This is a genomic window from Bradyrhizobium sp. AZCC 2176 (assembly GCF_036924645.1).
In the GTDB taxonomy this organism is placed as follows: Bacteria; Pseudomonadota; Alphaproteobacteria; order Rhizobiales; family Xanthobacteraceae; genus Bradyrhizobium.
Genome location: NZ_JAZHRX010000001.1, coordinates 3,695,001 through 3,711,248 on the forward strand (window position 1 = coordinate 3,695,001; position 16,248 = coordinate 3,711,248).

The 16,248-nt window shown below is 64.1% G+C and carries 20 protein-coding genes; 14 read left to right on the plus strand and 6 right to left on the minus strand.

Going from position 1 to position 16,248, the window contains the following annotated elements:
• Positions 1-60: 60 nt before the first annotated feature.
• Positions 61-588 carry a DUF6101 family protein gene (locus V1288_RS17185; RefSeq protein WP_334358158.1) on the minus strand — a complete coding sequence of 176 codons (528 nt, stop codon included), beginning with the start codon at positions 586-588 and terminating at the stop codon, positions 61-63.
• 285 nt (positions 589-873) lie between these two features.
• Between V1288_RS17185 and V1288_RS17190 the strand changes: the two genes are divergently transcribed.
• From V1288_RS17190 to lpxK, 6 genes are all read left to right on the plus strand, one after another.
• Complete coding sequence (locus V1288_RS17190) at positions 874-2,274, plus strand: TldD/PmbA family protein (protein WP_334358159.1); 1,401 nt, start codon at positions 874-876, stop codon at positions 2,272-2,274.
• Positions 2,261-3,070 carry a 3'(2'),5'-bisphosphate nucleotidase CysQ gene (locus V1288_RS17195; RefSeq protein ID WP_334358160.1) on the plus strand — a complete coding sequence of 270 codons (810 nt, stop codon included), beginning with the start codon at positions 2,261-2,263 and terminating at the stop codon, positions 3,068-3,070. The genes V1288_RS17190 and V1288_RS17195 overlap by 14 nt, the downstream gene beginning before the upstream one ends.
• A gap of 92 nt (positions 3,071-3,162) precedes the next feature.
• Positions 3,163-3,411 (plus strand): DUF4170 domain-containing protein, encoded by a 249-nt coding sequence (locus tag V1288_RS17200; RefSeq protein ID WP_334358161.1) that lies wholly within the window; start codon positions 3,163-3,165, stop codon positions 3,409-3,411.
• A 12-nt stretch (positions 3,412-3,423) separates the two neighbouring features.
• Positions 3,424-4,137: a lysophospholipid acyltransferase family protein gene (locus tag V1288_RS17205; RefSeq protein WP_334358162.1), complete on the plus strand. Its 714-nt coding sequence runs from the start codon at positions 3,424-3,426 to the stop codon at positions 4,135-4,137.
• Positions 4,130-5,434 carry a 3-deoxy-D-manno-octulosonic acid transferase gene (locus tag V1288_RS17210; protein WP_334358163.1) on the plus strand — a complete coding sequence of 435 codons (1,305 nt, stop codon included), beginning with the start codon at positions 4,130-4,132 and terminating at the stop codon, positions 5,432-5,434. The genes V1288_RS17205 and V1288_RS17210 overlap by 8 nt, the downstream gene beginning before the upstream one ends.
• Positions 5,427-6,428, plus strand: a complete 1,002-nt coding sequence (gene lpxK, locus V1288_RS17215) for a tetraacyldisaccharide 4'-kinase (RefSeq protein WP_334358164.1) — start codon at positions 5,427-5,429, stop codon at positions 6,426-6,428. The genes V1288_RS17210 and lpxK overlap by 8 nt, the downstream gene beginning before the upstream one ends.
• 33 nt (positions 6,429-6,461) lie before the next feature.
• Here the strand turns inward: lpxK and V1288_RS17220 are convergent, their stop codons facing one another.
• Positions 6,462-6,689: a DUF2093 domain-containing protein gene (locus V1288_RS17220; protein ID WP_108520004.1), complete on the minus strand. Its 228-nt coding sequence runs from the start codon at positions 6,687-6,689 to the stop codon at positions 6,462-6,464.
• A 184-nt stretch (positions 6,690-6,873) separates the two neighbouring features.
• Here V1288_RS17220 and V1288_RS17225 point away from each other — a divergent pair, with 184 nt between their 5' ends.
• Complete coding sequence (locus tag V1288_RS17225) at positions 6,874-7,707, plus strand: dienelactone hydrolase family protein (protein ID WP_334358165.1); 834 nt, start codon at positions 6,874-6,876, stop codon at positions 7,705-7,707.
• Here V1288_RS17225 and xseA read toward each other — a convergent pair.
• Positions 7,704-9,326, minus strand: coding sequence for an exodeoxyribonuclease VII large subunit (gene xseA / locus V1288_RS17230; protein WP_334361334.1), 1,623 nt, complete (start codon positions 9,324-9,326; stop codon positions 7,704-7,706). The genes V1288_RS17225 and xseA overlap by 4 nt on opposite strands.
• 142 nt (positions 9,327-9,468) lie before the next feature.
• On the opposite strand from xseA, the gene V1288_RS17235 reads away from it, so the two are divergent.
• The 5 genes from V1288_RS17235 to purD all read left to right on the plus strand — a co-directional run bounded on the left by V1288_RS17235 (position 9,469) and on the right by purD (position 12,772).
• Complete coding sequence (locus V1288_RS17235; RefSeq protein WP_334358166.1) at positions 9,469-9,990, plus strand: DUF2306 domain-containing protein; 522 nt, start codon at positions 9,469-9,471, stop codon at positions 9,988-9,990.
• Positions 9,987-10,538 (plus strand): hypothetical protein, encoded by a 552-nt coding sequence (locus V1288_RS17240; protein ID WP_334358167.1) that lies wholly within the window; start codon positions 9,987-9,989, stop codon positions 10,536-10,538. The genes V1288_RS17235 and V1288_RS17240 overlap by 4 nt, the downstream gene beginning before the upstream one ends.
• Before the next feature lie 4 nt (positions 10,539-10,542).
• The gene (locus tag V1288_RS17245) at positions 10,543-10,845 is read left to right on the plus strand and encodes a transcriptional regulator (RefSeq protein WP_334358168.1); all 303 of its coding nucleotides are present in this window, start codon (positions 10,543-10,545) and stop codon (positions 10,843-10,845) included.
• Positions 10,846-10,869: 24 nt separating this feature from the next.
• Positions 10,870-11,376 (plus strand): DUF6622 family protein, encoded by a 507-nt coding sequence (locus tag V1288_RS17250; RefSeq protein WP_334358169.1) that lies wholly within the window; start codon positions 10,870-10,872, stop codon positions 11,374-11,376.
• 112 nt (positions 11,377-11,488) lie between these two features.
• On the plus strand, positions 11,489-12,772 hold the full coding sequence (gene purD, locus V1288_RS17255; RefSeq protein ID WP_334358170.1) for a phosphoribosylamine--glycine ligase: 1,284 nt from the start codon (positions 11,489-11,491) through the stop codon (positions 12,770-12,772).
• Positions 12,773-12,868: 96 nt separating this feature from the next.
• Here purD and V1288_RS17260 read toward each other — a convergent pair whose 3' ends face one another.
• Entirely contained in the window at positions 12,869-13,162 is a 294-nt protein-coding gene (locus V1288_RS17260; RefSeq protein ID WP_334358171.1) for a GYD domain-containing protein, read from the minus strand.
• Between the two features lie 129 nt (positions 13,163-13,291).
• A complete protein-coding gene (locus V1288_RS17265; protein WP_334358172.1) occupies positions 13,292-13,654 on the minus strand; it encodes a VOC family protein in 363 nt (120 codons plus the stop codon).
• An 86-nt stretch (positions 13,655-13,740) separates the two neighbouring features.
• Here V1288_RS17265 and V1288_RS17270 point away from each other — a divergent pair, with 86 nt between their 5' ends.
• Positions 13,741-13,974 (plus strand): hypothetical protein, encoded by a 234-nt coding sequence (locus V1288_RS17270; RefSeq protein WP_334358173.1) that lies wholly within the window; start codon positions 13,741-13,743, stop codon positions 13,972-13,974.
• A gap of 109 nt (positions 13,975-14,083) precedes the next feature.
• Here V1288_RS17270 and V1288_RS17275 read toward each other — a convergent pair whose 3' ends face one another.
• A complete protein-coding gene (locus V1288_RS17275; RefSeq protein WP_334358174.1) occupies positions 14,084-15,334 on the minus strand; it encodes an acyl-CoA dehydrogenase family protein in 1,251 nt (416 codons plus the stop codon).
• On the opposite strand from V1288_RS17275, the gene V1288_RS17280 reads away from it, so the two are divergent.
• The gene (locus tag V1288_RS17280) at positions 15,333-16,238 is read left to right on the plus strand and encodes an alpha/beta fold hydrolase (RefSeq protein WP_334358175.1); all 906 of its coding nucleotides are present in this window, start codon (positions 15,333-15,335) and stop codon (positions 16,236-16,238) included. The two genes, V1288_RS17275 and V1288_RS17280, sit on opposite strands and share 2 nt — an antisense overlap.
• Positions 16,239-16,248 lie beyond the last annotated feature (10 nt).

The window sequence follows — 16,248 nt, forward strand, 5'->3', positions numbered from 1 at the left end:
GGAATGACGAACCGAAAAGGCGCATCCTCAGTGCGCAATTGCGCACCGGGGAATGACGACTCAATCCCGCGCGATGATCTCGCGCTCGTCCCGATGAACGGTCTCGGTATTGGTCAGGTTGCCGCGCCGGCGGCGCACCAGAAATTTCGGGCGGCGGGCGCGGATCGCGTTGTGGCGGCGGCGCCTGGCGGCCGGTTCGCTATGGTCATCCTCCGCCAATAGCGGCAGCGCGAAGATGTCGCTCCAGATTTGCCAGGCGGTGGCGATCTCGTCGTGGTCGGAGCTCACGCACAAGGGAATGTTCAGCGAGGGATCGCGATGGGCCAGCACCAGCATCTGCGCGTCGTCATCGAGACCACGCAGCGCGACGCCGAGAAAATCGCTGACGCGGACGTTGATCGCCATCCGCATGCCCTGGACGGCACGGTGCAGCACGACGCGTTCGCGATGAAGTTCGATTTTCCGCACGCCGCCGTCTGCGCGGGTGTCGTGCGCATGGAAGCTAAGCGGCAGAGAAAGAGGGTCGAGCCGCATGACACGGCTCGACCCGGCGGGATTGATCCCGCTTGTTGCTGTTTGATGCCTCACGGCTCTCATCTCCCCGCCGGGATTATGTTCCCGGTCGATACGCGAGACCTTAGCCGAGCGATTTCCGTTTCGCCTTAAAAAGCCTGGTTAAGGAGAGCTAACCTGCCCTGGATCTCGGAGCATGATTGACAAGACCTTGGCACGCATGATTGACGAGACCTTGCGACAATGCCGAAAATGTTTGGCATTGGGCGGCGCAAAATGCTTGAAATCCCTGTGAATCAGGCACATCTGGTGGGTCTGCCGATTTGCGCCCGAGCCCTTCAATTGTCAGGGATTTTGTTTGTGAACTCTTCACCATCCACGGCTTCGCCGCTTTCGCAGGCTCCCGCAACTTCCGACCTGTTCGACCAATCGGCGCTCTCGACGCTGGCGCAGCGGCTGGTCGAGGCCGCAAAGCGCGCGGGCGCGGACGCCGCAGATGCGGTTGCGGTGCGCGGCGTCTCGCAGGGCGTCGAAGTGCGTGAGGGCCGGGTCGAGGAATCCGAGCGTTCCGAAGGCGATGATGTCGGATTGCGCGTATTGGTCGGGCAACGTCAGGCCGTGGTCTCGACCAACGATATTTCCGGCGATGGCATCGCAAAGCTCGCCGAGCGGGCGGTCGCGATGGCCCGCGTCGCGCCTGATGACAAATATGTCGGCCTCGCCGATCCGTCGCTCTTGGCGCGCGAGTTCGCCGATCTCGACCTGCTCGACCGCGAAGTTCCCTCGATGTCCGAACTCGAACGCCGCGCCCGCGAGGCCGAAGCCGCAGGCATGGCGGTCAAGGGCGTTACCAAATCGGGCGGCGCGTCAGCCTCGAGCGGCATCGGCGGCATGGTGCTGGTCACCTCGACGGGTTTCCACGGCTCCTATTTGCGCTCCAGCCAGGGAATCTCGATGACCGCGATCTCCGGTGAGGGCACCGGCATGGAGCGCGACTACGATTTCACCTCGGCCCCCCACGCGTCCGATCTCGCTTCGCCCGAGAGCGTCGGCCGCAAGGCAGGCGAGCGGACCGTGGCGCGGTCCAATCCGCGCAAGGTCGAGACCTGCAAGGTGCCGGTCGTGTACGATCCCCGGGTGTCGGCATCGCTGGTCGGCCATCTCGTCGGCGCCATCAACGGCGCCTCGATCGCGCGCAAGACCAGCTTTTTGAAAGACCGGATGGGCGAGCAACTGTTTGCGAAGAACATCCGCATCATCGACGATCCCTTGCGGGTGCGCGGCCTGCGGTCGCAGACCTTCGACGCCGAGGGCGTCCAGGTAAAGAAGATCGCGCTCATCGACGAGGGGGTGCTGACCACGTGGCTGCTCGATTGCGCGACCGCGCGCGAACTCGGGCTGGTCACCACAGGGCATGCCCATCGCGGCGTCTCGTCGTCGCCGTCGCCGGGATCGTATAATCTGCATCTCGAACCCGGCGAGATGACGCCAAAGGAGCTGATCTCCGACATCAAGCAGGGTTTTTACGTCACCGACCTGATCGGCTCCGGCGTCAACGGCGTGACCGGCGATTACAGCCGCGGCGCCTCCGGCTTCTGGATCGAGAACGGCGAGATTACCTATCCGGTCAGCGAGGTGACGATCGCGGGCCATCTGCTGGCGATGTTCAAATCGCTGGTTCCGGCCAACGACCTGGAATTCCGCTACGGCGTCAACGCGCCGACGCTGCGCATCGAGGGCCTGACGCTTGGCGGACGCTGACACCGCCGACCGGATCTGGGCGCGCGATGCGGCGCTGTTGCGGGACACCGTGCGCGAAGCCGGCGCGCTGGCGTTGTCGCTGTTCCGCACCGAGCTGAAGAACTGGACCAAAGGCGCCTCGTCGCCGGTCTCCGAGGCCGACATCGCCGTCAACGACCTCGTCGAGCGGCGGCTGCGCGCGGCGACGCCGGATTATGGCTGGCTGTCGGAAGAAAGCGTCGACGATGACCGCCGTCTCGGCAAGGAGCTGGTCTGGATCGTCGACCCGATCGACGGCACCCGTGGCTATCTCGCCGGCCGTGAAGACTGGTGCGTCTGCGTGGCGCTGGTTAGGGGCTCGTCGCCGGTGCTGGGGGCGGTGTTCGCTCCCGCCAGCGACGAATTCTTCTTCGCGATACGCGGCCAAGGCACCACGCGCAACGGGAGGCCGGTGCGTGCAACCGCGGGAACGGAGCTCGATTTTTCCCGCATGGCCGGCCCGAAGCCACTGGTACAGCGGCTGACCTCGTCGCCGGATGAAATCACGCTGCATCCGCGGATCGGATCGCTGGCACTGCGGCTGTGCCGGGTCGCCGACGGCAGCCTCGATGCCGCTTTTGCAGGCGGTCAGAGCCGCGACTGGGATCTTGCCGCGGCGAATTTGATCGTGCAGGAAGCGAATGGTAGAATGACCGCGCTCTCGGGGGATGCGATTGAGTACAATCGCCGGGAAGTGGTGCACGGGGTGCTGGTGGCGGCGGGATACGATCGACATGCGCGCATTGTCGAGCATTTCCGAAATCGTCCGCTGCCCTGAATCGGTCGAAATCCGTGCCACAAATCATCCCGTCCACGCCGCGATAACAGCTATCGCTCTTGCTTGCCGGGCATCTCGTTAGGAAAGACATCATGCCAGATAGCGCCCAGCCGCAATTGCTTCATCTCGTCATCGGCGGCGAGCTGACCGATCTTGAACACACCACTTTCAAGGACCTCGACCAGGTCGACATCGTCGGCGTGTATCCCAATTACGCATCCGCTCACGCGGCCTGGAAGGCGAAGGCGCAGCAGACCGTGGACAACGCCCACATGCGCTATTTCGTGGTTCACCTCCACCGGCTGCTCGATCCAGGTCAAGACACGAAGTCCTCCAGTTAAGAAGTCCTGCAGTTGAAACGATTCCTTCGCGATTTGCTGCGCAGTAGCTGGATTCAGCGCGCGCTGGGGGTGCTTGCGGCCGAATATCTGCGGCTGGTCTGGCTGACCAACCGCTTCAGCTACGATCCGGCCGACGTCTATGACATCGTCGAGCCGGAGATGCCGGCGATCTTCGCGTTCTGGCATGGCCAGCATTTGATGACGCCGTTCATCAAGACCAAGGAGAGCTACCGCGCCAAGGTCCTGATTTCGCGGCATCGCGACGGCGAGTTCAACGCCATCGCCGCCGAGCGGCTCGGCATCGGAACCATCAGGGGTTCCGGCGATCATGGTGGGGCGTTTCACCGCAAGGGCGGCGTCGGCGCGTTCCGGGAAATGCTGCAGGCGCTCGAAGAAAAGTGGAACGTCGCTACCACCGCCGACGTGCCAAAACGGGCGCGGGTCGTGGGGCTGGGCATTATCATGCTGGCGCGGGAGTCCGGACGGCCGATCATGCCCTTTGCGATGGCGACCTCCAGGTTCATTCGGTTGAAGAACTGGGACTCTACCACAATCAATTTGCCATTCGGGCGCGGCGCCGTGGTAGGCATTGAACATGTATACGTGCCGCCGGATGCCGATGCCGAGACTATGGAAAAGTTGCGTCTTCAGGTAGAATCCTATCTGAACGAAGCGACCCGTCGTGCCTACAAGGCGGTCGGGCGTCCGGAGGCCGCTCTTGGCTAATTCGCTGCCGATGACGCTGCGCGTCTACCGGAAACTGTCGTCCGTGATGGTGCCGCTGTCGCCAGCGTTGATCAGCCGGCGGTTGAAGCTCGGCAAGGAAGACCCCGAGCGGGTCGGCGAGCGCCGCGGCCTGAGCGCCGATATCCGCCCCACCGGGCCGCTGGTGTGGATTCACGGTGCCAGCGTCGGCGAGGTGCTGGCGGCGGCGGCGCTGATCGAGCGGCTGCGCGCGCTCAATCTGCGCATCCTCCTGACCTCGGGCACGGTGACCTCGGCGGCGATCGTCGCCAAGCGGTTCCCCGCTGACGTCATCCACCAATATGTGCCCTATGATTCGCCGCGCTACGTCGCGCGGTTCCTCGATCACTGGCGGCCGTCGCTGGCGCTGTTCATCGAATCGGACCTGTGGCCGAACCTGATCCTGTCGAGCGCCGCACGGCGGCTGCCGATGGTGCTGATCAACGGACGGATGTCGCACCGCTCGTTTCCGCGCTGGCGCCGGGTTGCAGGGACCATTTCGGCGCTGCTCGGCAAGTTCGACGTCTGCCTGGCGCAGTCGCAGACCGATGCGGATCGCTTTGCGACGCTGGGCAGCCGCAATGTCATGGTCACGGGAAACCTCAAGCTCGACGTTCCTGCCCCGCCGGCCGATGCCAACAAGCTGGATATGCTGATGGCGATGACGCGCGGCCGTCCGGTGGTGGTCGCCGCCTCCACGCATCCCGGCGAAGAGGAAATCCTGACGGAAACCCACCGGACGCTCGCCGGCTATTTTCCAAAGCTGTTGACCGTGATCGTGCCGCGGCATCCCGATCGCGGCGAGGCCATCGCGCGGATGATCGCAGCTTCCGGCCTCAATCCGACCTTGCGCTCGCATGAGGACCTGCCCACCGCCACGACCGACATCTATGTCGCCGACACCATGGGCGAACTGGGCTTGTTCTACCGGCTGGCGCCGATCGTGTTCATGGGTGGATCGCTGGTCGAGCATGGCGGGCAGAACCCGATCGAGGCGATCAAGCTCGGTGCGTCGGTGGTCCACGGCCCCCACGTCTTCAATTTCACCGACGTCTACGAAGCCCTCGATTCCGCCGGCGGCGCGCGGCGGGCCGATACGCAGGAAATGCTGGTCAAGCAGTTCGGGCAGATGCTCGCCGATCCCAAGGCGCGTGAAGCGGTGCTCACCGCGTCCGAGCGCGTGGTCGGGCAGCTCGGCGGCGCGCTGGAGCGAACGCTCAGCGCGCTCGAGCCGTATTTGCTGCAGTTGCGGATCGAGATGGGAGCCGCCAATGCGTGAGCCGGGCTTCTGGCACGGCCCGGCCTCGCTCAACGCGGATCTCCTGAAACCGCTCGCCGCGCTCTATGGCGCCATCGCCGCAAAGCGCCTGCAGCGCAAGGGATTGAATGCCGGCATTCCGGTGTTCTGCGTCGGCAACTATCACGTCGGCGGCGCCGGCAAGACGCCGACCGTGCTGGCGCTGGCGAAGCTCATGCGCGACCTCGGCGAGACACCGGTCGTTCTCAGTCGCGGCTATGGCGGCGAATTGCGCGGGCCGGTCAGGGTCGATCCTGCCAGGCATGCGGCTTCCGATGTCGGCGACGAGCCTTTGATGCTGGCGGGCCACTTGCCGGCGGTGGTGTCGCGCAAGCGCGCGGACGGCGTGCCGCTGGCGCGATCGCAGGGCGCGACAGTGATCCTGATGGACGACGGCTTCCAGAATCCTTCGATCGTCAAGGACGCGTCCCTGATCGTGATCGACAGCGAGCGCGGCATCGGCAACGGGCAGGTGTTTCCCGCCGGCCCCCTGCGTGCGCCGCTGCGGCCGCAACTGGCGCGCACCGATGCACTCATCATCGTCGGCGACGGCTCCGCCGCTGCAGCGGTGGCGGCAGAGATCGCAGCTCAAGACAAGCCGGTATTGCGCGCGCGCCTGAAGCCGGATCAGGCCGTGGTGGCGGAGCTTCGCGGAAAGCGCGTGCTGGCATTCGCCGGCATCGGCGACCCCGCGCGATTTTTCAACACGCTGCGCGCCAGCGGCATCGACATCGTCGAGCAGCGGGCCTTCGCCGACCATCATCCGTATTCGCAAGCCGAAATCGAAGGCCTGATCACCGAGGGCCGGCGCGATGGGCTGACATTGGTGACGACGGAAAAGGATCTGGCGCGCTTGAGGGATTGGTCGCAGCAAATCGTGCCGTTCCCTGTGACGCTCGAATTCGACGACGCGGCGCTGCTGCGGAAATTCGTGGCCGATCGGCTGTTCAAGGCACGTGAAAGGAAAGAACCGTAGCCCCCGTTGGCTCCATCGGGCTACCAGGCAATCCTAACCCTGCGTCTTCAGCGCGCCGGGAAAGTGTCGCTGCAGCACGGCGGTCGGAACCGAATAGGCCTCCTGCAGATCGACGCTCCAGTATTTCAATTCGTCGAGCGGTATCCGCACGTCGGTGATGGCGCAGCGCACATAGGTCCCGGGCGAGATCACGCGGAAATCGCCATCCAGATATTGCACCTGCGCTTCGCCATGGCCCGAGGGACCGAATTTATTGAGCACCGTCAAACTCTCCGATCGGCCGCGCGCGGGCTGGCCTTAAATCTATTTTTCGGATTCGATCTATCATAAATAGGTCGTACTGTCCGCCCCGGAAACTGACCGACTTGTGATGATTTTGTGCCAATGCGCATGATAGCGTGAATTTTACCGTGCCCGCAGCGTCATACCGATCCGACAGAGACCGATGCGCCTGTTGTCAGCAACGCTATTTCTGACGCTCCTTGCTGCGGCCTGCACGGCCGGTGCCGCGCCATTGCCGGCCCCGCGCCAGGTCGATATCCCGGCGACCGGCCTGACCTTGCATGCCCAGCTCTATAAGCCTGAGGGTGACGGCCCGTTTCCCACCGTGATAGCGCTGCATGGCTGCGGTGGATTGGGCGGGCAGTCCGAGCCGGTGCTGCCGCGCTACCGTGACTGGGCGGAACAGCTATTGAAGACCGGCCATGCGGTGCTGTTGCCGGACAGTTACGGCTCGCGCGAGCTCGGCCCGCAATGCCGCGTCAAGGAGCGCCGCGTGCTGGCCCGCCGGGAACGGGTGGCTGACGTCAATGCATCGCGGCAATGGCTGTTGCAGCAACCCTGGGCCGCGCGCGACCGGATCAGCCTGATGGGATGGGCGAACGGCGCCAGCGCGGTGTTGTGGGCGGTGCGTCCGCAACTGGCGTCGCGCAGTGCTGGACCGGATTTTCGCTCGGCCATCGCATTCTATCCGGATTGTCGCATCTCCTCCGGCCTCGGCTGGAGCACGCGGGTGCCGACGCTGCTGCTGATCGGCGCGCAGGACGACGTCAGTTCGCCGTCAGCCTGCCGCCAGGTGGTGGAGGGTGCCCGCGGTCGCAGCGCGCTCGCGCAGATCATGGTCTATCCCGGCGCATCCCACGATTTCGACCGCGCCAATCTGCCGCTGCGGGCGATCGCAGGCTCCGACGCCGCATTGCCCGAACGCGGTCATATCGGCACCGATGCGGACGCACGCAAGGACGCGCAACGGCGCGTCACGGAATGGCTGGCGCGCTAGAACAGGCTACCCTGATCGACCGGCTTTGAAACGCGCTTCGGTGCCGCCGGCTTCGCCTCGCGCGGCGCGGCATTCGGCGGGCTCGGGGGCACTGGTGTTGCCTGAGGTCGATCAGCATCCGCAGTCGCGCCGACGCGGCCATCGGCGAATTCGATTGTCAGATGCGCATTCGGCCCGACAGAAGCTGCGGCATGCACGGCGTGGCCTTGCGCATCGCGCACGAGTGCAAAGCCGCGCGCGAGCACGCCGCGGTAGGACAGCGCCGACAACAATTGGCCGCTGTGGGCGACGCGCGCGTCAAGACGCTGCATGGCGGTGACCAGCGCGCGGCGGGCGCGCTCGGCCAGCCGCCGCGTGCGCTCGCAGTCACGCGCGATGGCGTTGCGCTGCGCCTGGGCGTTGGAAAGCTTTGAGGCCTTCAGCCTGATCTCGAGCCCGGCAAAGCGTTCGCGCCGGTGGCGCAGCAGCGCGCGGGCGGACAGCCGGATGCGTTCGCCCGACACCGTCAGGCGATGGTTGGCCTGCGCGACCTGTCCGCGCAAAACCTTCAGCGTCAGGCCGGCGCTGAGATGCGAAAAGCGGCGATGGTGGGCGTGCGTATTGGCCTTCAAGCCGCGGGGCAGGGCGGCGCCGAGATGATCCAGCCGCTGCCTGGGGATCGCGAGCAGTTCGCTCAAGCTGGGCAGCGCGCGGGCGGCGGCGCGCAGTTCATTGCGGCGGCTCTCCTGCCCGCGCTGCCAGCATACCATGGTGCGCCGCGCCAGGCTTTCGACCTCGACGAACAATTCGCTGCGGACGGGAACCGCCATTTCGGCCGCGGCCGTCGGTGTTGGGGCGCGCTTGTCGGCGGCGAAATCGATCAGCGTGATATCGGTCTCGTGGCCGACGGCCGAAATCAGCGGGATCATGCTGTCGGCTGCAGCGCGAACCACGATTTCCTCGTTGAACGACCACAGATCCTCCAGCGAGCCGCCGCCGCGCGCGACGATCAGGAGATCCGGCCGCGGAATCTTTCCGAGTTCGGGCAGCGCATTGAAGCCGCGGATGGCGGCGGCCACCTGTTCGGCCGAGCCTTCGCCCTGCACCTTCACCGGCCACACCAGCACCCGGCGGGGAAAGCGGTCCTGCAGCCGGTGCAGGATGTCTCTGATCACCGCGCCCGTCGGCGAGGTGACGACGCCGATCACCTCCGGCAGCCAGGGCAGCAATTGCTTGCGCGACTCGTCGAACAGGCCCTCAGCGGCGAGCTTCTTCTTGCGCTCCTCCATCAGCGCCATCAGCGCGCCGATGCCGGCGGGCTCCAGCGTCTCGATGACGATCTGGTATTTCGACGAGCCCGGATAGGTCGTGAGCTTGCCGGTGGCGATGACCTCGAGCCCTTCCTGCGGCTTGAACCGCATCCGGGCGTGGGCGAACTTCCAGATCACCGCCTCGATCTTGGCGCTCTCGTCCTTCAGCGCGAAATAGCAATGGCCCGAGGAGTGCGGCCCACGGAAACCGGAGATTTCACCGCGGACGCGGACATGCCCATAGGCGTCCTCCACCGTCCGCTTCAGGGCGGAGGACAGTTCCGAGACGGTGAATTCGGGCGCGTTGACGAGGTTTGGCGCGGCGGTCATTTCCAGTGATTCGGCTGAGTTATGCTTTTGCGCAAGGTAGGGACTTTTGGCGCTCATCGCCAATCCGAGGCTTGTCTATCCATATACTCTGTAGTACAGAGAACTCTGTAATATTAACTTGGATGAGTGGGAGGGCTGACGCTTGATCCACAATCTCACCTTTGCCGGCGCAATCCACGCCACGTTGGCGATGCTCTGTATTGCGGTTGGGCTGATCCAGTTTCTGCGCCCGAAGCGCGGCGCGGGCCATCGGGCGCGCGGCTATTTCTATGTTTATGCCATGCTGGTCACCGACGGGACGGCGATGCTGGTCTATCGGTTCAGCGGCCACCTGAACCTGTTCCATGTCGCCGCCATCATAAACCTGGTCTGCGTTGTACTGGCGATCGTTCCGCTGCTGCGCAGTCCGCGGCCGGCGAATTGGAGATTGACGCACTATTACCTCATCTCCTGGTCCTACGTGTCGCTGATGTCTGCAGCCGCGACAGAAATCACGGCGCGGCTGTTGCCGCTGACGACACGTGGGCAGATCGGGTCGGCGGCGTTTGTCTTGTCGATCGTCACGATGACGATCGCCTATATCCTGATCGGGAAGTATCGGCCGCCTGCTGAAGCGCCGTCGGCTTCGCCGAAGCTGGTCGAGCAGAGCGGAGTGCCGTCGTGATCGACAGCCAGCAGGCCAGTGCGGCGCTTGATGACATCAACGAGGTCGTCCGGCGCGTGCGCCAGTCGCAGATCTATCAGGTGTCGAGCCTCATCATCACCATATGGGGCGTAGTGGTGTTCGCAGCCTACATCGCCAACTACACCTGGCCGCGCCAGGGCTACGCGATCTGGACTATCGCCAATCTCGGCGGCCTCGCCATCTCGGTCGCAGTCGGATTCGTCATCAATCGGCGCTCCGGTGCCCGCAGTTTCCCTATCCGGTCGGTGATCACCTACCTGCTGATCGGTGTATTCGGCGCCTTTTGCTCGATCGTGCTCGGCCATTTCGGGCCGCGCCAGATGATCGTGTTCTGGGCCCTCTATGGCATGCTGTTCTATGCGATCGCCGGCCTGTGGTTCGGTTACGCATTCATCGTGATCGCGGTCTGCACCACCGCATTGACGTTAATCGGCTACTATTACATCGGGGCGGCATTCCTGTTGTGGATGGCGGTGGTGCACGGCGGCGGGCTTGTGCTCGGCGGCTTGTGGATGCGCCGGATCTGAAGCGATGGCCGAACTCGACGAGATCATCCACCAGCCGCTGCGGCTGCGCATCATGGCAGCGCTCAACGCATTGCCGACCGCGACCGGACTGGAATTCGCAAAGCTGAAGAAGCTCACCAGTGCCACCGACGGCAATCTCGGCGCCCATATCGAGACGCTGTCGAAGGCGGGCTACGTTGCGGTGGAGAAGGCCTTTGTCGGCAAGAAGCCGCAGACCACGGTGACCGCCACCGCGGCGGGACGGGCCGCTTTCGCCCGCCATGTCGCGATGCTGCAGGAAATCATTGCGGCACAGCCACTTGAATGAAACCGAGGAACCAGGGAGCCTGACATGCGGACCGCCATTGCCATCTTCGCCAACACGCCACCATGGGTTTTCGCCCTGCTGGCTCTGTTGATATGGCAGGGATGCACGGCACTGCGGCCGAGTTCGCAGCCGTTGCCGCGAATGCTGATCATGCCCGCGGTGTTTTTCCTGATGGGCCTTTCGCGGCTGGTGCTGGGTGGAAAATCGGTCGACTTGCTGCTGGTCTGGGTGGCCAGCGCGGCCGCGTTTTCGGCGTTGGCATTGTGCAGCGGGCCGCGGTCCGTGAGGGTAGACGGCGAAACCGGGCGTATCCTGCGCCCCGGCAGCGTGGTCCCTCTGGTCCGCAACCTCACAGTGTTCATGCTGCAATATGCCGTCGCGGTGGTAACGGCGATGAAGCTGGGAGCCTCTTGGGAGGTCGCCGCCGCCGGTCAGGCGGTGTCAGGTGCCTGTGCCGGCTATTTCCTGGGCTGGACCATCGCGTTATTGCACGCTTATCGAGCGCGCATCGCTGCGCCGGCCATGCCTTAGCCAATCTGTCTTTGCACGGGTGCCTGCGGAATGACGGCTGTTGATATCCCCTTGCAGGCGGCGGGAGATTCGTGCGACCGACTGGTTTCGGTTCCCACATCTGGCTCCTGTCATGAACATCCTCCTGCTCGGTTCCGGTGGCCGCGAACACGCTCTCGCATGGAAGATCGCCGCTTCCCCGCTGCTCACCAAGCTGTGGTGCGCGCCGGGCAACGCCGGGATCGCGCGAGAAGCCGAGTGCGTAGCGCTGGATGTCGCTGACCATCCGGCCGTGATCGATTTCTGCAAGCGCAACGCCGTCGATCTCGTGGTGGTCGGCCCGGAGACCCCGCTGGCGGCCGGGATCGTCGACGATCTCGCGCAAGCCGGCATCAAGGCGTTCGGACCGGGCAAGCAGGCGGCCCAGCTCGAGGGATCCAAGGGATTTACCAAGGCGCTCTGCACCGAGTTCAACATTCCGACCGGTGCCTATGGCCGCTTCACGACGGCTCATGACGCGCTGGCCTATGTGCGCAAGCAGGGCGCGCCGATCGTGGTCAAGGCGGATGGCCTGGCCGCCGGCAAGGGCGTTGTCGTCGCCAAAACGCTCGATGAAGCCGAAGCGGCCATCGCCATGATGTTTGACGGCGCGTTCGGTTCGGCCGGCACTGAAGTCGTGATCGAGGAATTTCTCGCAGGCCGCGAGATCAGCTTCTTCGCGCTGTGCGACGGTGAAACCGCGATCCCGCTGGCCTCCGCGCAGGACCACAAGCGCGTGTTCGATCACGACGAGGGGCCGAACACCGGCGGCATGGGCGCCTATTCGCCGACCCCGTTCGTGACGCCGGAAATTCACGACCAGATCATGGCGCGGATCATCCTGCCGACCGTTGCGGGCATGAAGGCGCGCGGCACACCGTTCTGCGGCGTGCTGTATGCCGGCGTGATGTTGACGGAGCAGGGGCCAAAACTGTTCGAATACAACGTCCGCTTCGGCGATCCCGAATGCCAGGTGCTGATGCTGCGGATGATGTCCGATATCGTGCCGGCGTTGCTGGCGGCCTGCGATGGCGAACTGAAGCATTTCGACCTGCGCTGGTTCCCCGAGCCCGCGCTGACGGTGGTGATGGCGGCGAAGGGGTATCCCGGCGACTACAAGAAGGGCACGCGCATCGAGGGCCTCGATGACGCCGGAAAGATCGAGGGCGTCGAAATTTTCCATGCCGGCACGGTGGCAAAGGATGGTGCCATCCTCGCCAATGGCGGCCGCGTGCTGAACGTTTGCGCCTCGGGCAAGACCGTGCTGGAGGCGCAGCAACGTGCCTACGCGGCCGTCGATCGCATCAAATGGCCGGACGGTTTCTGTCGCCGCGACATCGCTTGGCAGGCGGTGGAGCAGGAGAAGGCGACGGGCTGACGCAAAGTCGGCAACCGGGATCGACATCCGCAACGGCGAATGCGCCTTGCAGCGCGGTTTCGCTGCAGGCGGCTGCCAGCCGAGCGGACGCGGTCGTCAGAGCATGCTGCCGACGGCCTTCGTCATCTCATCTGCGGAAAAGGCGCGCAACGATTCGGTGCGAACATTGCCGAGCGCGCCGAGGCTCAGAGTGAGTGACAGGAAGGATAACTCGTCCGGCGCATCGACGATGGTCACAATGTCATATCGCCCCTGTGTCCAGAGTATTTCCTTCACGGTCACTCCGAACGTCTTCGCCATTGCCTTGAAGGCGTCCGCGCGCTTCGGCGACTCCTTGGCGTTGCGGATTCCCTGCTCCGTGAAATTCGCCAGTACGACGTAAGCTACCATGGCCGTCCTCCCGGTTAGGACCCTGCACAACGGGATGTGGCCGAGCCTGCCACAGCACCTGCGGCACTGCCACCTGCGGAATCGGAAAGGTCAGCGGGCGTGACTTATCCTGCCGTGTCCGCGAGGGAGCTATGCCGAAGAGCGCAAAGGCCGCGCGAAGCTGAGCTCGTGCCCATCGGGGTCGGTGAGATGAAAGTAGCGTTCCCCCCATTCGGCATCGCGGGGCGCGGTCGTGGGCTGGCACCCCGCCGCCAGCGCACGGTCGTAAATCGCATTGACATCGGCGACGTAGAAAATGACGCGTCCCCACCAGGACCAGCGCCGTTGATCAGGCTGGGCAATCAGGTTGAGATAGCCGGTTCCTGCCCGAAAGCTCGTAAACGAAGACACTTCGCCGCCGTACGAGATGTCAAACCCCAGTGAGCGGTAGAATTGGACGGCGCGTTTCATGTCGTGGGTGCCAAGTGTGATTGCGCTGATCCCTTCGATCATGACGGCACCTCCGGGTGATAAGATTGGCTGAACGATCAGGTGGGGGTCCCGTCGGCGACATTCCACAGCTCCCGCGGACAACGGCCGTGCTATATTGGGATATGGCAGATGGTCAGGTCGTACTGGTGACAACTCAACCCCTGGAAGGCGGTCCGCCTATCCGCTCGGTCTATTTTGTCGCCGAACAGGATCCGGAGAAGGCGACAGCAATTATTGCGGCTGTCATGGCTCCGAATGAGAAGGTTGAAGCGTGGGGCCGGCTTCCGGAGGTAGCAGTCAAAGCGCTTGGCCTGAAACATAGCGACTTCACGCACGGCTAGCCACGCACACCAAGAGCTCGTCATTCCTGACGACGCGCATGCGCGTCGATCGATGCTTCGCGTCGCCCCCAGGTGCGCAATTGCGCACCGAGAATGACGAGACCAGTCGTTACAGCAGATCGCCGCCCACCGCGCTCGCCGTCGTGCCATGCTCGCGGAACGCCTTGATGACGTTCTTGCCAATCTTCCACTTGTGCACCTCGTCCGGACCGTCGACCAGCCGCTGCGCGCGCACCTGCGTGTACCATTTGGCGAGTGGCGTATCCTGGCTGAAGCCGAGCGCGCCGTGGAGCTGGATCGCGGTGTCGATCACCTTGTGCACCATGTGCGCATGGAAGATTTTTGCGATCGAGTTTTCCTGCCGGATGTCGAGGCCCTTCTCGGCCTTGTAGGCGATGTGCAGCAGCATCAGGCGGCCGATATAGAGTTGCTCGGCACAGTCTGCGAGCATGAACTGGACGGCTTGCCGGTCGGCGAGCAACTGGCCGAAAGTCGAGCGCTTGGTGATGTGGGCGACCGCCATGTCGAGCGCGCGTTGCGCCTTGGCGACGTTGTGCATGCCATGGCGCAGCCGGCCATAGGCGAGGCGGTGCTGGCCCATCGCAAAACCGTTGCCTTCGCCGCCGACCAGATTGTCCGCCGGCACCTTCAGGTCCCTGATCTCGATCTCGGAGTGGCCGCCGTGGATCACATCGTCATGCGGTCCCTCGATCGCCATGTTGGCGACATTGCGCTTGATCTTGTAGCCGGGGTTCGGCAGCTCGACGAGGAAGGTTGAGTACTGCTTGTGCCGCGGTGCGTTCGGATCGGTCTTGGCCATGACAAGCGCCATGTCGGCGACGCTGGCCGAGGACGAAAACCACTTCTCGCCGTTGAGGATGTAGTTCTCGTTGCCGTCCTTCACGGCTGTCGTCTGCATGCCGGTGGCGTCGGCGCCGGCGGCTTTCTCCGTCATCGAGAAGCAGATGCGCTTGTCGCCGTTGAGCAGGGGTTTAAGGAACTTCTCCTTCTGATATTCAGTGCCGTGGGCAAGGATCGTCATCATCGAGGAATCGTCGGGCCCCTGCGTGTTCATCGACAGCGCGCCCAGCATGCTCTCGCCGAGCTCCATCTGCACCAGCGCGTTCGCCAGCGGACCGAGGCCCATGCCGCCATATTCCTTCGGCACCCACGGGCACCACAGGCCGCGCGCGCGGGCCTTGGCCCGCAGCGGGCCCAGCACGTCGGCGAGCGGCTTGGTGTCGAGTTCCTTCTCCGCGGGGATGCATTCGTCGTGCACCCATTGGCGGACTTTTTCGCGGATCGCCTTGGCTTCGGCCGGGATTTCGAAAAGGACTGTCGTCCAAGAAGGAGCGCCCATGCCCGATCTTGCCGATCTGTTTCCCGGATACGCGTCCGAATGGATCAATACTTCGTCGGGTCGCATCTTTGCCCGCGTTGGCGGCAAGGGACCGCCGCTATTGCTGCTGCACGGATTTTCCTCGACGCATGTGATGTGGCACCGGGTCGCGCCGCAACTGGCTGACAAGTTCACGCTGATCATCGCCGACCTGCCGGGCTATGGCTGGTCGGACATGCCTCGCAGCGACGACAACCACACGCCCTACACCAAGCGCGCGATGGCGAAGGTCATGGTGGAGGCGATGGAGCAACTCGGCCATGTGCATTTTGCGCTCGCCGGTCACGACCGCGGCGGGCGCGTTTCCTATCGGCTGGCGCTCGACCATCCCGGCCGGCTGTCGAAACTCGCGGTGCTCGATATCGCGCCGACCTATGATTACTGGGAGAAGTTGAACCGGCTCTCCGCGCTGAAGATCTACCATTGGGCGTTTCTGGCGCAGCCGTATCCGCTGCCGGAGACGCTGATCTCCGGCAACGGTGAATTTTTCCTCAGATACAAGATGGCGAGCCAGATAAAATCGAAGACGCTCGACGCCATCGATCCGCGCGCGCTGGAACATTATCTGGCGCCATTCCGCGATCCCGCCCGCGTGCACGCGATGTGCGAGGATTACCGCGCCGGCGCCTACGCCGACTACGAGATCGACAAGAAAGATTTCGATGCGGGCAGGAAGATCACGATCCCGATGCTGGCACTGTGGGGCGACGCCGGCGTTGCGAGCGCGGCCGCGACGCCACTCGATACCTGGAAGAAATGGGCGACCAATGTAAGCGGCGCGCCGGTGGATAGCGGACATTTTCTCACCGAAGAGAATCCGGATGCGACGGCGAAATTGTTGCGGGAGTTTTTTCTGGCGGTGTGACTTCGTAGGC

Coding starts and splice junctions, on each gene's coding strand:
- V1288_RS17200 (WP_334358161.1), top strand. CDS start 3,163: ATGCCAGATAGCGCCCAGCCGCAATTGCTTCATCTCGTCATCGGCGGC.
- lpxK (WP_334358164.1), top strand. CDS start 5,427: ATGCGTGAGCCGGGCTTCTGGCACGGCCCGGCCTCGCTCAACGCGGAT.
- V1288_RS17225 (WP_334358165.1), top strand. CDS start 6,874: ATGCGCCTGTTGTCAGCAACGCTATTTCTGACGCTCCTTGCTGCGGCC.
- xseA (WP_334361334.1), bottom strand. CDS start 9,326: ATGACCGCCGCGCCAAACCTCGTCAACGCGCCCGAATTCACCGTCTCG.
- V1288_RS17245 (WP_334358168.1), top strand. CDS start 10,543: ATGGCCGAACTCGACGAGATCATCCACCAGCCGCTGCGGCTGCGCATC.
- V1288_RS17250 (WP_334358169.1), top strand. CDS start 10,870: ATGCGGACCGCCATTGCCATCTTCGCCAACACGCCACCATGGGTTTTC.
- purD (WP_334358170.1), top strand. CDS start 11,489: ATGAACATCCTCCTGCTCGGTTCCGGTGGCCGCGAACACGCTCTCGCA.
- V1288_RS17260 (WP_334358171.1), bottom strand. CDS start 13,162: ATGGTAGCTTACGTCGTACTGGCGAATTTCACGGAGCAGGGAATCCGC.
- V1288_RS17265 (WP_334358172.1), bottom strand. CDS start 13,654: ATGATCGAAGGGATCAGCGCAATCACACTTGGCACCCACGACATGAAA.
- V1288_RS17280 (WP_334358175.1), top strand. CDS start 15,333: ATGCCCGATCTTGCCGATCTGTTTCCCGGATACGCGTCCGAATGGATC.
- V1288_RS17275 (WP_334358174.1), bottom strand. CDS start 15,334: ATGGGCGCTCCTTCTTGGACGACAGTCCTTTTCGAAATCCCGGCCGAA.